Source organism: Hydrogenophaga sp., assembly GCF_050250835.1.
Taxonomy (GTDB): Bacteria; Pseudomonadota; Gammaproteobacteria; order Burkholderiales; family Burkholderiaceae_C; genus Hydrogenophaga.
Map to the genome: position 1 here is coordinate 41396 of NZ_JBFWNX010000003.1, position 15222 is coordinate 56617.

Below are 15222 nucleotides of genomic sequence, written 5' to 3' on the forward strand. Positions count from 1 at the left end.
CACCCCCAGCTTTTTGACTCACCAGGAGATGTCATGTTGATCCACCTTCGAGCCCCTTTGCAATCGCTGTTGATGCTGTGCGCGGCGCTGGCGGCCTCAACAGGGTCCGCCGCCGATCCCGCGCCTCTGACCCAGGAAGAAGCCCTGCTTTCGGTCAAAGGCAAGAAACTCTCCACCCACAACGCGCGCTTCGGTGCGGTGGCGCTGGACTTCAGGGACGATGGCAGGGTGTACGGCAGCAACCAGGGCGGTACCGATTCCGGCCAATGGAAAGTCGAACAGGGCAGGCTGTGCCTGGCGTGGCGCAACTGGGACTACAAGGGATGCGGCGTGCTTCAAAAGCGGGGCGATGTCCTGGAGCATCTCCACCCGGATGGAAGCCTGCACTTCACGGTCAAAGCGCCTTGACCCTCCGGATTCCTCCCATCCAGTGCCTCCTCACCTTCGAGGCCCTGGCGCGCCTGCGCAGCGTGACGCAGACCGGGGAAGAGCTCAACGTCACGCCCAGCGCGGTGAGCCACCGGGTGCGTCAGCTTGAGCAGATCCTGGGCACCAAGTTGTTTGGCCGCGCCGACTTTTCGCTCACCACCGAAGGCAGCGAATACCTGGCCCACGTGCGCGAAGGCCTGGCCTCGCTGCAGCGCTTTCCCAGTCAGGCCACCGCGCAGGGTCGGCGCAAACTGCGCGTGGCGGTCACGCCCACGTTCGCGCGCTCCATCCTGCTGCCGCGTCTCAAGCAGTTCATCGAAAGCTATCCCGAGATCGACCTCACACTGCAGGTGAGCATTCCACTGCTGGACGTGGTGGCCGAAGACGCCGACCTGATGGTGCGCTTCGGCACCGGCAGGTACGCAGACGTCGAACATGTCTGCCTCATGAAAGACGAGATCACGCCCCTGGCGTCGCCCTCGTTCGCGCGCGAGCAGGGGCCCTTCGACACGGCGCGAGACCTGGAAGGCGTGCCTTTGCTGCGCAGCCCGCTGGAGCCCTGGCGAACCTGGTTCGCCGCGCACGAACTCGACTGGCCAGAACCCCACGAAGGCTCCCAGTTCAACGACATCGGACTCATGTGCGATGCCGCCGCCGCCGGCATGGGCGTGGCGCTGGTGCGCCTGAAACTCGCCGCGCCCTGGCTGGAAAACGGCACCCTGGTCCCGCTCTACGAGCGCCGCATCCCCAGCCCGCACGCCCACCACCTGTGCTGGCGCACCGGTTCCATGGACCGCTGGGAATGCACGGCCTTTGCCGATTGGCTGCGCCACAGCGTGGGGTGAATCCAACAGGCCTGATGCCTTCCGGACACGCCCAAACGTAACCAAGGTGTTACATTCTTGCTCGCTCCATAACGAGCGGGAGAAGCGCATGTTTCGAGGGTTTCGATGGCTGCTGGTGGCGGCCGCGGTGGTGTTGACCGGCTGTGCGGCCACGGGCCCGCGCTACGCCGAGGTCGAGTCCGCCTTTCCCACGCTGCGGGCCGGATACGGCCGCGTGCTGGTGTACCGCCCCGCAGGCCTGGGCGCTGCGGTTCAGCCCGAGCTGCTGCTCAATGGCGAACTGATCGGCAAGGCGCAACCCGAGGGCTTCTTCTTTGTCGACCGGGCTGTCGGCCGCTACACCCTCACCGCGAGCACGGAGGTGCGGACCACGGCCGAGCTGGATCTGGCCGATGGAGCCACGGTGTACGTGCAGTTCGGCATTTCCATGGGGCTCTTTGTCGGCCACCCCCGGCTCACGCTGCAAAGCCCCGCGACGGCGGTTCCTCAACTGGCGGCACTCGCTTACACCGGTGCCGTGCCGCTGGTCCCGGGGCCGGCGCGCTCGCGACAGGCCGACGCGCTGCCTTCGGGCCCCGCCCCCAGCCGTGCGGCGCCGCCCGGCCAGGTCACACTGGACGATCTGGGCAGCCTGCTCCCCGCTCGCTGAAAGGACACCACCATGCCACGCTGCTCCCTGTTGGCCACCAGCATGCTGTTTTTCACCGCCTGGGCCCAGGCCCAGGCGCAGACACCCTCCGCCCTGGCGCCCGAAGTGCTCTTCGAGCGCGTCGCGCCCAGTGTGTGGGTGGTCAATGCCCACGACGATGCCGACCGGCTCATGGCCAAAGGCAGCGCGGTCGTGATCGGCGCGGGCTCGCTGATCACGAACTGCCACGTGCTGGTGCGCGCGAAGCGGGTGACGGTCTCGCGCGAGAACGTCACCTACGGCGCCACGCTGGAGCACCCCGACACCGAGCGCGACCTGTGCCAGCTCAAGGTGGCGAACTTCACGGCCCCGGCAATCACCATGGCACCAGCCGAGAGCCTGCGCGTGGGCTCACGTGTCTACGCCATTGGCAACCCGCGCGGCCTGGAGACCACCATCAGCGATGGCCTGCTCTCCGGCATCCGGCGCAGCGACACCAACGACTTCACCGCACTGCAGATCACCGTGCCCATCTCGGCCGGCTCCAGCGGCGGCGGCCTGTTCGACGCGCAAGGCCGCCTGATCGGCATCACCACCTTCTACATCAAGGAAGGCCAGAACCTGAACTTCGCGCTGCCGGCCACCTGGATCGCCGAGGTCCCTGCGCGCGCGCAGGCCGCCCTTGCGGCACGCCAGGAGCGCAGCAAGGCCACGGCCCTGGCGAGTGCGAACGCGGCCGCCGCAGCACCCACCGGCGACCGCGTGTTCGAATACAAGCTGCGAGACCGCAGCACCGGCAACAGCCAGACCGTCATTTACAAGCTCGACCGGGTCGATGGCGACACGCGCATCTTCAACCAGGGCACCCGTGTGGAGCGAGCCAATGGTGAGGTGATCACGCGAGGCAACCCCATCGGCGGTGAATACGACTTCGCCATGCCGCCTGGCGGCTGGGTCAGCAAGCCCCCTCAGAAAGGCGCCACCTGGCAGTTGAACTACAAGGTGCCGTCACTGGGCGGGTTTGCGGAACTGGAGCTGACAGCTCAGGCGGCAGAAGAGTCCACCGTGCGCATTGGCGAGCGCGAACTGGCCATTGTGCGAGTGATCTTCAAGGGCTACACCCGCAGGGGGTTCAGCGCGCTGGCCTCGGGGGCAAGCTATGAGGCCAGCGCCTGGTACTCACCGGAACTCGGCCGCGTGGTGCGCTTCGACGCGCGCACACGCGGCGGCGCAGGCTCCACCGCGTTTCTGGTGGACGAGGTTCTTGAACTCACCAGCATCCGCCCGGAGTGAGCGCCCTCACTCGATCGTGAGGCGCTGGCTGGTCGAGGCCGCCTTCTTGGGCAACGTGAGCTGCAGCACACCGTTCTCGTACCTGGCGCGCGACGCCGCGTTGTCGATGTCCTGCGGCAGCTGGAAACTGCGCGTCACCGCACCATAGAAGCGCTCGCTGCGCAGCACCTTCTCACCGTCGGACTGGCGATCCTGCTGCTTGACTTCGGCGCGCAGCGTGACGATGCCACCGTCCACGGTGACCTGGATGTCTTCGCGCGCCACGCCTGGCACTTCGGCCAGCACGGCGTAGGCTTCGGGCGTTTCCTTCACGTCGATGCGGATCTGCGTGGGCAGCGCATCGCCGTGCAGTGGCTTGACGTAGAAACCTGGGCCGACATCGCGGAAGAAATCGTCGAGAAGACCACGGCGTGCAATCAGACTGTTCATGGCAAGACTCCTTGAAATGGGTTGAATGCCATCGGGCGCGAGCAGCGCCTGGCATGCACGGAAATTGATGCCGGGGTCATGGGATTTCAAGAGGCCGGCCATCGCCCGCATTCACAGCCCGCTGCAAGTTTCTTCAAACCAGGCGGGAACCGTTGGCATAAACTGGCCCTCGCCATGAACGCAACTGCCCGCCCCCCAGAGCCCACCCAGGTTGAGCGCGCGGCCCGCCAGGCCGAGGTGGTCCGGGCGCTGCAAGCCGTGCTGCCGGCGCACGCACTGCTCTGGCAGGCAGAAGACACGGTGCCGTACGAATGCGATGGCCTGACCGCCTACCGCGCCCGGCCGCTGGTGGTGGCGCTGCCGCAGACGCAAGACCAGGTGGCTGCGGTGCTCAAGGCCTGCCATCGCCTGGGGGTGCCAGTGGTGGCGCGCGGCGCAGGCACCGGTCTGTCGGGCGGCGCCATGCCGCACACCCAGGGCGTGACCCTGTCGCTGGCGAAGTTCAACCGCATCCTGCGCATCGACCCTCTCTCACGCACGGCAGTGGTGCAGGCTGGCGTGCGCAACCTCGCCATCTCTGAAGCGGCCGCCCCGCTTGGCCTGTACTACGCGCCCGATCCCAGCAGCCAGATCGCCTGCACCATCGGCGGCAACGTGGCCGAGAACTCAGGGGGCGTGCATTGCCTCAAGTACGGCCTGACGCTGCACAACGTGCTGGCCGTGCGCGGCTTCACGGTCGAGGGCGAACCGATCGCCTTCGGCGCTGAGGCGCTCGACGCGCCCGGTCTCGATTTGCTGCCGCTGGTGATCGGCAGCGAAGGCATGCTGGCGGTGACCACCGAAGTCACCGTGAAACTGGTGCCCAGGCCGCTGCTGGCGCGCTGCATCATGGCCAGCTTCGACGACATCCGCAAAGCCGGCGACGCCGTGGCCTCGGTGATCGCGGCAGGCATCATTCCGGCCGGCCTGGAGATGATGGACAAGCCCATGACCGCAGCGGTGGAGGATTTCGTGCATGCCGGCTACGACCTGGACGCCGAGGCCATCCTGCTGTGCGAAAGTGACGGGACGCCCGAGGAAGTGGAGGAAGAGATCGGCCGCATGAGCGATGTGCTGCGCGGCTGCGGCGCCACCGCCATCGCTGTCAGCCGCGACGAGGCGGAGCGCCTGCGTTTCTGGAGCGGCCGCAAGAACGCGTTTCCTGCAAGCGGTCGCATCAGCCCGGACTACATGTGCATGGACTCCACCATTCCGCGCAAACGCCTGGCTGACATCTTGCTCGCCATCGCAGAGATGGAAAAGAAATACGGCCTGCGCTGCGCCAACGTGTTCCATGCGGGCGACGGCAACCTGCACCCACTGATTCTTTTCGACGCCAACGACGCCGACCAGTTGCAGCGGTGTGAACGCTTCGGTGCGGATATTCTGGAAACCAGCGTGGCCATGGGCGGTACCGTCACGGGCGAACATGGCGTGGGTGTGGAAAAACTCAACAGCATGTGCGTTCAGTTTTCCGCCGAAGAAAACGCGCAGATGTTTGCTGTGAAGCGGGCGTTTGATACCAAAGGGCTACTGAATCCGGGCAAGGTCATTCCCACCCTGCAACGTTGTGCTGAATACGGTCGCATGCTGGTGCGCGCGGGCGCGATTTCGCATCCAGAACTGCCCCGTTTCTGACTGTCAAATATCACGCTTGACAATTGGTACCCTGGGGTACATTTGCGCTCAATGAGCGCGCTTCTTCCCTCTCAAGACCGACGTCTTGACACGCACCGGCCCGAGAGAGTGGCTCAGGAGCGAGAACGCGCCTTGCTGCTCGAACTCGAAACCCTGCGAGCGGAAAACGAGCACCTGCGCCGCAGCTACGCACAACTGCTGGACAGCCAGGGCGTGCCGCGCGATCACATCGTGCACGACCTGCATGCGCCGCTGCCGCTGCCGCTCTCTTCAGCGCTCGACGTCCCTCCCGAACAGAATCCGCAAAACGCCCAGCTTGAATACGAAGCCCTCTTTGCGGCCATGGCCAGTGTGTTCCCGATCGGGGTGTTTCGCACCGATCAGGCCGGCGTGCTCACCCACGTGGACGAGCAGCTGCAGAACATCTTCGCCCTCGAACGCCGTGACTTCCCCAACTTCGGCTGGCTCTGCCGCGTGCACCCCGAGGATCTGGAGCGGGTCCAGCAGCACTGGGTGCAGGCGGTCTCGCGGGGCGAAGGCCTGAGCGTGGAGTTCCGCCTGGTTCGACCGGGCAACGATGTGATTCATGTGCTGGTGCGCAACGCGCCTTTGCGCGATGCCAACGGCGTGATCACCAGCCAGTTGGGCTTCGTGCAGGACATCACCCCCATGCGCACGCTGGAGGCCGACGCCCGCATCAAGGACGAACTCAACCGCCAGATCATCGCCAGCAGCCCTGACTGCACCAAGGTGCTGGATCTGCAGGGCCGCGTGGTGCAAATGACGGCGCAGGGTTGCCGGCTGGTCGAGGTCGATGACTTCGAACAGGTGAGACTGAGCGACTGGGCCACCTGGTGGCCGGAAGAAGGCGCCCTGCTCGCACGCGAGGCGGTCGATGGCGCCCGCGAAGGCAAGAGCGCGCGATTCGTCGCCTACGGCACGACCTTCAAGGGAACGCCCAAGTGGTGGGACACCATGGTCACCCCCATTTGCGACTCCCAGGGCCGCGCCGTCATGCTGCTGGCGGTGTCGCGCGACATCACCTCATTGCACGAGCAACAGCAGGAAATCCAGCGCTTCAACGCAGCGCTGGAGCAGCGCGTGCGCGAGCGCACCGACGAACTTGCCGAGGCCAAGGAGCGCATCGCGCTGGCCCTGCGAGATGCGCAGACCATCTACAACCAGGCACCTTGCGGCTACCACTCGGTGGACGCCCGAGGCGTTTTTGTGCTGATGAACCGCACGGAGCTCGACTGGCTGGGCTACGAACGCGAAGAGGTGCTGGGTCGCCTGAGTTTCCGCGATGTCTTCGGGACGTCCGATCTCGAGGTGTCCGAGGACCGGCTGCAACGGCTGATGCGCGACGGCAAGCTGGAGCCCATCGAGGTGAGCATGCGCCGTCGAGACGGCAGCACCTTCCTCGCCCTGCTCAACAGCACCGCCGTCTTCGACCGGCAGGGCCAGTTTGTGCGAAGCAACAGCTCGGTGATCGACATCACCGCGCGCAAGGCCGCCGAAAATGCACTGGCCGCCCAGCGCAATTTCCTGCAAGCCATCACCAACAGCGTGCCGGTGCAACTGGCCTTTTTTGATCGCGACCTCATCTGCCGTTTCGCCAATGCGAGTTACGCCCGCTGGGTGAGCGGCGACAGCAGCAGGCTGGTGGACCGCCACCTCAGCGAGATCGCTCGCCCGCAAGACTTCCAGTCTGCGCAGGCTCACCTGCAGGCAGCGCTCGCGGGCGAAATCCAGCGCTTCGAGGGGGAACGCGCCTTCCCTGACGGCCATCGCTTCTACGCCAGCATCGAATACACGCCTTACTGGCAGGATGGGCAGGTGCAGGGCATCATCATCCAGATGATCGACATCTCGGAACGCAAGGCGTCCGAGGACCGGGTCAGCCAGGCCAACTTGCAGCTCAACCAGGCGCTGCAACAGGCGCAGGCACTCTACAACCAGGCTCCCTGTGGCTACCACTCGCTGGATGTCGCGGGCAACTTCGTCTCGCTGAACGACACCGAGCTGGACTGGCTGGGTTACTCGCGCGAAGAAGTGGTTGGCAAGATGAATTTTCGCGACGTGATGCTGCCCGAGCAAGCCGGCCTGCTGGACAGCCGCATGCAGAAGATCCTGCAGGACGATGCGCTCGATGCGGCGGAGTACGAACTGCGCCGCCGGGATGGCAGCACATTCCACGCGCTCCTGTCTTCGTCTGCGGTGCGCGACGTCGAGGGCCGCTTCCTGCGCAGCAACACCACCGTGGTGGACATCACCCGGCGCAAGGCCGCGGAGACAGCGCTGCGCGACAACCAGCGCTTCCTGCAGACCATCACCGACCACGTGCCAGGTCTCATCGCCTACCTCGACGGCAGACTGGTGTTCCAGTTTGCCAATGCCGAGCACCTGCGTGTGTACGGCATGGACCCCGCCTACATCGTCGGTCGCCACGTCAGCGAATGCGTGCGCCCCGAGGTATGGGCCGACATCCGGCCCAGAATGGAAGGTGCGCTGGCCGGCCAGCCTCAGCATTTCGAGACCTGGCGACCCACGGCAGACGGCGACGAGATCTTCGTGAGCGTGAACTACCTGCCCGATGTCAACGAGGGCCGAGTCAAAGGACTGTTCGTGCAGATCATCGACATCACCGAGCGCAAGCGCATCGAGGAACGGGTGATCCACCTCAACGAGGAACTGGAACAACGCATCAGCGAGCGGTCGGCTGAGTTGCTGGAGAGCGAGCAGCGCTTCCGCCTGATGGTGGACAACCTGCGCGACTACTGCATTTTCTTCATGGACGCCGATGGCAACATCACCGACTGGACCGACAGCGCCCAGCGCATGGATGGCTACTCGCCCACCCAGATGGTGGGACGGCACTACGGGGTGCTGTTCGATCCGGCCAACCCCGAACACGGCAAAGTGAGCGCCAACCAGATGTTGCGCCTGGCCGCCTCGCGCGGGCAGCACGAACTGCACAACTGGCATTCGCGCAAGGATGGCTCGCAATACTGGTCGCACTCGGTGCTGATTGCCCTGCGCGACGACAGCGGCGAGCTGCGCGGATTTGCCAAGATCAACCGCGACATGACCGACGCCAAGCGGCTCGACGACCTGATGCGCAACATCAACGACGAGCTGGAGAACCGGGTGGTGGAACGCACCGAGCAATTGCTGGCGGCCAACAAGGACCTGGAGTCGTTCTCGTATTCGGTCTCGCACGATCTGCGCTCACCGCTGCGCCACATCTCCAGTTTCGTGAGCCTGCTGGAAGAGCACCTGGGCGGCCAGTGCGACGAAGTCAGCGCCCGCTACCTGAGCACGATCGGCAACTCCGCCCGGCACATGAGCCAGCTCATCGACGGCCTGCTCGCGTTCTCCCGCCTGGGACGCTCGGCGGTCAACCTCACGCCGGTCGATTTCACCTTGCTGGTGGACGCGGTGGTGGGCCAGCTGGGTCACGACACCGAAGGCCGCGTGGTGGACTGGGTGATCGCGCCCGATCTGCCAGTGGTGCAGGGCGACGCACTGCTGCTGCGCGAGGTCTGGGCCAACCTGCTGGGCAACGCCTACAAGTACACCCGTCCACGCGAGCGCACCCGCATCGAAGTGGGCTGGAGCGTTGATCCGGTGATGGGTTACACCTTCTTTGTCCGTGACAACGGTGTGGGTTTTGACACAAAATACGCCCAGAAGCTGTTTGGCGTCTTCCAACGCTTGCACCGGGCCTCGGAATTCGAGGGCACGGGCATAGGTCTTGCACTCACCCGGCGCATCATCGAGCGGCACGGGGGCAGTATCTGGGCCGAAAGCCAGCTTGGTGAAGGTAGTACTTTCTTCTTCTCGCTTCCCTTCGAAGGGCCACACGGTTTCGAGTCCCCCATGGACTCCATGCCCGCCGCACTGGAATCATGACCAAAAATGCCGATGCCATCCTGCTCGTCGAGGACAACCCCGACGATGCCGAACTGACCAAGCTGGCGCTGGCGCGCCATGGGCTCGACGGGCGTGTGACGCACGTCTCCGACGGCATGCAGGCGCTGGACTACCTGCACCGACGCAACGGCTTCATGAACCGATCGGGCAGCAACCCCATGCTGGTGCTGCTGGACCTGAAAATGCCTTTGCTCGACGGCATCGGCGTGCTCAAGGAAATCAAAGGCTCTGACAGCCTGCACCACATCCCCGTGGTGGTGCTGACCTCATCCACGGAGCCGAGCGACCTGCTGCGCGCTTACGATGCCGGCACCAACGCCTACATCGCGAAGCCCACCGAGTTCTCGCAGTTCCTCAGCGCCATGAAACACGTGTGCGAGTTCTGGATCAACATCAACCAGACCGCGCCCCAGCTGCCCAGCGCGGGCGTGCGCACCACGGGGTTCGGCGACCTGATGTGACGGCGGACCTCACCAGGGGTCAATGAACCGCGTCTCTCTCATCGCGGCCACCCGGGCCCCCGCCAGCCCTCTGGCCAGCCAGTCCCGCGTCTGCGCAGGGTCGATCACGGCGTCGATCTCCAGCGTGGCCGCCATCTGCACCGCAGAGCCATTCGCGTACTGCCCCGCCAGGAGCCTCTCGAACAAGGCGTCGCGCTGCGGCCCCTCGGGCTCGGCCTCCAGTTCCTTGCGGTAACCCAGCCGGACCGCACCCTCCAGGCCCATGGCCCCGAACTCGGCGGTGGGCCATGCCACGGTGAAGATCGGCGCATGAAAACCGCCTGCCGTGAGGCCCATGGCGCCCAGGCCATAGCCCTTGCGCAGCACCACGCTGAAGAAGGGCACGCGCAGGTTCGCCGCGACCACGAACAGGCGACTGGCATGCCGAACCTGGGCCCGCGTCTCTGTGGCAGGGCCGACCATGAAACCTGGCGTATCCACCAGGCTGACCATGGGCAGGCCATGGGCATTGCACAGTTGCATGAAGCGCGCCGCCTTGTCGGCAGCATCGGCGTCGATGGCACCACCCAGATGCTGCGGGTTGCTGGCGATCAGCCCGACAGGTCGGCCCTCGATGCGCGCGAGTGCGGTGTGGATGCCGGCACCAAAGCCCGTGCGCAGCGCGAGCAGGCTGCCCTGGTCGACGAGCCCCACCATGGCGGCGGTGCTGTCGTACACGCGCAGCCGGTTTTCCGGCACCACCTCGCGCAGGGCCATCGCATCGGGTGCGAGCCAGTCGCCCTGGCGGCCCTGAAAAAAGGAGAGGTAATGGCGCGCGGCGACCACCGCCTGCGCCTCGTCGTCCACCAGCACGTCGATCACGCCATTGCCATGCTGCACTTCACTGGGGCCAATCTCCTCGGGCCGGAAGCGACCAAGGCCGCCGCCCTCCACCATGGCCGGGCCACCCATGCCGATGTTGCTTCCCCGGGTGGCGATGATCACGTCACTGCAGCCCAGCAAGGCGGCGTTGCCGGCAAAACAGCGGCCACTGGCAATGCCCACCACCGGCACCTGGCCGCTCAGGCGAGCGAACGCAGCAAAGGTACTCACGTGCAGACCGGCGACGATGGGCATGTCGGTGTCGCCAGGCCGCCCGCCACCGCCTTCGGCAAACAGCACCACGGGCAGGCGCTGGTCGAGCGCAATGCCCAGCAGCCGGTCGGTCTTCTGGTGGTTGCGCATGCCCTGCGTGCCCGCAAGCACGGTGGCGTCGTAGGCCATCACCACGGTGCGGCCACCATTGACCGAACCCATGCCGGTGACCATGCCGTCGGCTGGCGTGTTTGCGATCAGGTCCTCTTCGCTGCGGCGGCTTCGCTGCGCGGCCACGGCGAGCGCGCCGTATTCGAGAAAGCTGCCCTTATCGCACAGGTCGGCGATGTTCTCGCGCGCCGTGCGCTGGCCCTGCGCATGGCGCCGCGCCACCGCTTCGGGTCGCGCCGCATCGAGTGTGAAAGCCTGGCGCTTGAGCAACCGCTCCAGGTCGGCGCGCGGCGCAGGAGAAGGCGCCTGTGAGGGTGCGGCCGGCACTTCACCCCGAGCATCGCCCAGCGCCGACTCCGAGCGCAGCAGCACATCACCTACCTGAACCGCCTCACCCACGGCGCAGAAGACTTCGAGCACCCGCGCCGCCGACGGCGCACGCACCTCGTGCTCCATCTTCATGGACTCCAGCACCACCAGCACATCACCCGCCCGCACCACATCCCCAGGCGCGACCAGCCATTGGACAATCTGTGCGGACAAGGGAGAGCGCAAGGATTCCATGCGCAGATTCTGCGCGGCCGCCAGGAACGCGCGGGTCAATCACGAGACAGAGGGAAAGTTGGAGAGAGATGTACCCGTCCAGAGACACCGAAGGTCCGGCTCCGCCGGCCCCAGGTGTCGCCCCCTCTCAGGGGGGAGGCGCCGAAGGCGACGCAGGGGGTATCAATAGATGTCCGAGTCGGCCCACTGGGACGAGGGTCCCTCTTCTGCCGTCACCGGCATGTTCAGGTTGAGCACGAACACCACCTCGCCACCAAAGCGGCCCACGCCCAGGCTTTTCATGAGCACTTGCTCCTGTTCGGGGCGCTCCATGCGCAGGAAGCAGATCGCCTGCTTGGTGCCTTCGTGCATGGCGGTGAGGATGTCCAGACGGGTGATGCGCCCGAACTCGCTGCACAGCTGGTGCAACGCGGATTTGAGACTGGTGACGTCGTTGTATTGCCTGAGTTCTGCGAGTGTGCTCACAATCAACTCCCTCCAAAGTTCGGTTCGGCTGCGACAGAAAGCGTTAAGTGCCAGGACGGCGCCCGCAGCCTGGCGATAGCTGATGTTAGGGCAAAGGCTACAAAATCTAACATCTTTGTTACAAATTCCCCGCGCGCGCGCCGTTCGCGTGCAGAACTTCACGATCACTTCCATGCGCGACGCCTCGCGCGAACCATGCCGCTCTGTATGCTCGCTCTGTGCCACCCCCGTCGCACCGTTTGAAACGCCCCCGCCCACCATGCGTCCCGCACACGACATCAACCGCTCTCCACTGGTCTCTGACATGGCCTTCGAGCGCACCGGTGCGTTTCCGGCGTTCAACCAGCGCATTGAGTTCGATCGCCTGGCCGAGATCGCAGCGCAGCTGGCGAACTCGGGGGCGGCGCTTCTGGTGGATGCAGCTCGCAAGCCGGCCGAGGTGCTGGGCGCGTCTGGAATGGCACCCGATGCGGTTGCGGCGACGCTGGCGGCCTGCGCGGACCTGCTGGACCAACCCGCCTTTGAAGACTGGTTGCTGGCTCCCGCAGGCAAAGGCCGCGCCCCTCGCCTGGCTTGGCGCTGTGCGCACTGGCTGCCGTTGACGGCGGCGGCAACGTCGTCCGCTCAAGCCGGCCTGCTGCTGCTCGATGCCGAGACCGGCCGCCAGAATCAGCCCGCTGCGCCCGCGCTGCGCCTGCTGGCCAGCCACGCAGCCGACGTGCTCGCGCTGTCGCGCCGCTACGACCAGATCGAGCAATACAACGCCAACGTGCTGCGCGAAAGCGAGAGCCGCCTGAACCTGACCGAGCACACGGCTGGTGCGGGCAGCTGGTCGCTGCAGTTGTCCACACGCAAGGTGGTGCACTCAGACGAGTTCGCCACCATCCTCGGTCTGAGCGATCACGAACAGGTCAAGGACCTGGAAGCCATGGTCCAGCGCTACACGCCCGAGTGGCGCAGCGGCATCCGTCAGAGGCTGGAGCGCTGCGCGCAGAACGGCGAGTCTTTCGATGAGGAGATCCAGGTGCTGGTGGAGGGCGGCAGCCCGAAATGGGTGCGCACGGTCGGCACGGCGGTGCGGCGCGCCGACGGCGAGATCGCACGCATCCAGGGAGCGATCCAGGACATCTCGGCGCAAAAGCAGGCCCAGCAGGACACGCTGCGCCTGGCCATGCGCCTGACCACCACGCTGGCCAGCATCACCGAAGCCTTCGTCACCCTGGATCGCCAGTGCTGCTTCACCTACCTGAACCAGGAAAGCGAGCGGCTGTTGCAGAAGACCACGGCAGACCTCCTGGGCATGGAGGTCTGGCAGGATTTCAGCCCGGGACTGGCGCAGCGCCTGAAAGACCAGCTCACCAAATCACTGCACACCAACCGACGCGTGGAGCTGGAGGATTTCTTTCCCACGCTGGGCAAGTGGCTGGAAGTGCGCGCATACCCGTTTGCCGAGGGGCTGGCAGTGTATTTCCGCGACGTCACCGAGCGCCGCCGCTCGCAGGAGCAGCTCATGCTGCTGGAGACCAGCGTTTCGCGGCTCAACGATATCGTGGCGATCGCGGAGACTGGCGCCGGCAGCGATCAGGAGCCGCGCATCGTCTTCGTCAACGACGCCTTCGAGCAGCACACTGGCTACAGCCGGGCGGAGGTGTTAGGGCAGACACCGCGCATGCTGCTCGAACTCGACCCGGCGATCACCAAGCTGCGCGAATTGGCCAAAGGCCTGCAACAGACCCAGCAGGCGCGCACCGAGCTGATGGTGCGCCGCAAGAACGGCGCCATGTTCTGGGTGGAGCTGGAGGTGGTATCGGTCCAGGCCACGGCCGAGGACATCACCCACTGGGTGGCGGTCGGGCGAGACATCACGCAGCGCAAGACCGCCGAAGACATGATCCGTCACCTGGCGTTCTACGACGCCCTGACCGACCTGCCCAACCGGCAGCTGTTGCTGGACCGCCTGCAGCAGGCACTGGCGGCGAGCGCGCGTTCGGGGCAGCACGGCGCACTGATGTTCATTGACCTGGACAACTTCAAGATCCTCAATGACACGCTGGGCCACCACATGGGGGACCAATTGCTGCAAAAGGTCGCGCAACGCTTGACCAAGAGCGTGCGCAAGACGGACATGGTCGCGCGCCTGGGCGGCGACGAATTCGTGGTGATGGTCGACGACCTGAGCACCGACGCCGAAGCTGCAGCCTTCAAGGCGCGCGCGCTGGCCGAGAAAGTGCTCAACACCCTGCGCGAGCCCTTCCAGCTCACCGGACACCAGCACTTCGCCACGCCCAGCATCGGCGTGACCTCGTTCACCGGCCAGCAGAGCGACGTGGGCGAGCTGCTCAAACAGGCGGATCTGGCGATGTACCAGGCCAAGTCGCTGGGTCGCAACACGCTGTGCTTTTTCGACCCGGGCATGCAGGCCACGGTCAGCGCCAACGCCACCGTGGGTTCAGACCTGCGCGTGGCCTTGAACGAACAACAGTTCGTCGTGTATTACCAGCCGCAGGTGGACCGGGTGGGGGTGATCACGGGCGTGGAGGCTCTGGTGCGTTGGCAACATCCACAGCGCGGACTGATGCGACCGGCCGATTTCATTCCCGTGGCCGAGGACACCGGCCTGATTCTGCCGCTGGGTCAATGGGTGCTGGAAACCGCCTGCGAACAGCTCGCTGCCTGGGCTGACCGCGCGCAGACCGCCAACCTAAGCATCGCGGTGAACGTGAGCGTGCGCCAGTTCCGCCACCCCGACTTCGTGGACATGGTGATGGCCGCGATCAAGCGCACCGGCATCCGTCCGCACAGGCTCAAACTCGAACTCACCGAGAGCCTGCTGGCCGACCGCATGGAGATCACCATCGACAAGATGGGCATGCTCAAGGCGCTGGGCGTCACGCTCTCTCTGGACGACTTCGGTGTCGGCTACTCCTCGCTATCGGTGCTCAAGCGCCTGCCGCTGGATCAGCTCAAGATCGACAAAGGCTTCGTGGCCGACGTGTTGACCGATCCCAACGATGCAGCGATCTCACGCGCCATCATTGCGCTGGCGCAGAGCCTGAGCCTGCAGGTGGTGGCCGAAGGCGTGGAGACGCAGGAGCAACGCGACTTTCTGGCCTACCAGGGTTGCGACCAGTTCCAGGGCCACCTGTTCGCCAAGCCTTTGCCGATCGAGGCGCTGGATGCGTTGCTGCAGAACCCCACTGCGGGGATGCTGGTACTGTCATAGTCGCTGCGGGCCCACCGCCGGGTGGCTCCC

The 15222-nt window shown here is 65.5% G+C and carries 11 protein-coding genes; 8 read left to right on the plus strand and 3 right to left on the minus strand.

Annotation, left to right across the window (positions count from 1 at the left end; translation table 11 throughout):
* The first annotated feature begins 33 nt into the window (after positions 1–33).
* From AB7F11_RS05330 to AB7F11_RS05345, 4 genes are all read left to right on the plus strand, one after another.
* On the plus strand, positions 34–408 hold the full coding sequence (locus AB7F11_RS05330) for a hypothetical protein (RefSeq protein ID WP_428289935.1): 375 nt from the start codon (positions 34–36) through the stop codon (positions 406–408).
* Complete coding sequence (locus AB7F11_RS05335; RefSeq protein ID WP_428289934.1) at positions 405–1274, plus strand: LysR substrate-binding domain-containing protein; 870 nt, start codon at positions 405–407, stop codon at positions 1272–1274. The genes AB7F11_RS05330 and AB7F11_RS05335 overlap by 4 nt, the downstream gene beginning before the upstream one ends.
* An 88-nt stretch (positions 1275–1362) precedes the next feature.
* The gene (locus tag AB7F11_RS05340; RefSeq protein ID WP_428289933.1) at positions 1363–1923 is read left to right on the plus strand and encodes a DUF2846 domain-containing protein; all 561 of its coding nucleotides are present in this window, start codon (positions 1363–1365) and stop codon (positions 1921–1923) included.
* A gap of 12 nt (positions 1924–1935) precedes the next feature.
* Entirely contained in the window at positions 1936–3195 is a 1260-nt protein-coding gene (locus tag AB7F11_RS05345; RefSeq protein ID WP_428289932.1) for a S1C family serine protease, read from the plus strand.
* 6 nt (positions 3196–3201) lie between these two features.
* On the opposite strand, the gene AB7F11_RS05350 is transcribed toward AB7F11_RS05345, so the two are convergent.
* Positions 3202–3624 carry an Hsp20/alpha crystallin family protein gene (locus AB7F11_RS05350; protein WP_428289931.1) on the minus strand — a complete coding sequence of 141 codons (423 nt, stop codon included), beginning with the start codon at positions 3622–3624 and terminating at the stop codon, positions 3202–3204.
* A gap of 174 nt (positions 3625–3798) precedes the next feature.
* Between AB7F11_RS05350 and AB7F11_RS05355 the strand changes: the two genes are divergently transcribed.
* The 3 genes from AB7F11_RS05355 (at position 3799) to AB7F11_RS05365 (ending at position 9695) form a co-directional block, all read left to right on the plus strand.
* Positions 3799–5301, plus strand: coding sequence for an FAD-linked oxidase C-terminal domain-containing protein (locus AB7F11_RS05355; protein WP_428289930.1), 1503 nt, complete (start codon positions 3799–3801; stop codon positions 5299–5301).
* Between the two features lie 132 nt (positions 5302–5433).
* On the plus strand, positions 5434–9213 hold the full coding sequence (locus AB7F11_RS05360) for a PAS domain-containing sensor histidine kinase (protein WP_428289929.1): 3780 nt from the start codon (positions 5434–5436) through the stop codon (positions 9211–9213).
* Positions 9210–9695, plus strand: a complete 486-nt coding sequence (locus AB7F11_RS05365) for a response regulator (protein WP_428289928.1) — start codon at positions 9210–9212, stop codon at positions 9693–9695. Before AB7F11_RS05360 ends, AB7F11_RS05365 begins: the two co-directional genes overlap by 4 nt.
* Before the next feature lie 9 nt (positions 9696–9704).
* Here AB7F11_RS05365 and AB7F11_RS05370 read toward each other — a convergent pair whose 3' ends face one another.
* On the minus strand, positions 9705–11495 hold the full coding sequence (locus tag AB7F11_RS05370) for a carboxyl transferase domain-containing protein (RefSeq protein ID WP_428289971.1): 1791 nt from the start codon (positions 11493–11495) through the stop codon (positions 9705–9707).
* 171 nt (positions 11496–11666) lie between these two features.
* On the minus strand, positions 11667–11969 hold the full coding sequence (locus tag AB7F11_RS05375) for an RNA-binding protein (protein WP_428289927.1): 303 nt from the start codon (positions 11967–11969) through the stop codon (positions 11667–11669).
* 259 nt (positions 11970–12228) lie between these two features.
* Here AB7F11_RS05375 and AB7F11_RS05380 point away from each other — a divergent pair, with 259 nt between their 5' ends.
* Positions 12229–15192 carry a sensor domain-containing protein gene (locus AB7F11_RS05380; RefSeq protein ID WP_428289926.1) on the plus strand — a complete coding sequence of 988 codons (2964 nt, stop codon included), beginning with the start codon at positions 12229–12231 and terminating at the stop codon, positions 15190–15192.
* The last annotated feature ends 30 nt before the right edge of the window (positions 15193–15222 follow it).

What these genes read in the sequence shown, in the direction of transcription:
- AB7F11_RS05355 (WP_428289930.1), top strand. Translation starts at nt 3,799, where the DNA reads ATGAACGCAACTGCCCGCCCCCCAGAGCCCACCCAGGTTGAGCGCGCG.
- AB7F11_RS05330 (WP_428289935.1), top strand. Translation starts at nt 34, where the DNA reads ATGTTGATCCACCTTCGAGCCCCTTTGCAATCGCTGTTGATGCTGTGC.
- AB7F11_RS05345 (WP_428289932.1), top strand. Translation starts at nt 1,936, where the DNA reads ATGCCACGCTGCTCCCTGTTGGCCACCAGCATGCTGTTTTTCACCGCC.
- AB7F11_RS05340 (WP_428289933.1), top strand. Translation starts at nt 1,363, where the DNA reads ATGTTTCGAGGGTTTCGATGGCTGCTGGTGGCGGCCGCGGTGGTGTTG.
- AB7F11_RS05365 (WP_428289928.1), top strand. Translation starts at nt 9,210, where the DNA reads ATGACCAAAAATGCCGATGCCATCCTGCTCGTCGAGGACAACCCCGAC.
- AB7F11_RS05350 (WP_428289931.1), bottom strand. Translation starts at nt 3,624, where the DNA reads ATGAACAGTCTGATTGCACGCCGTGGTCTTCTCGACGATTTCTTCCGC.
- AB7F11_RS05380 (WP_428289926.1), top strand. Translation starts at nt 12,229, where the DNA reads ATGCGTCCCGCACACGACATCAACCGCTCTCCACTGGTCTCTGACATG.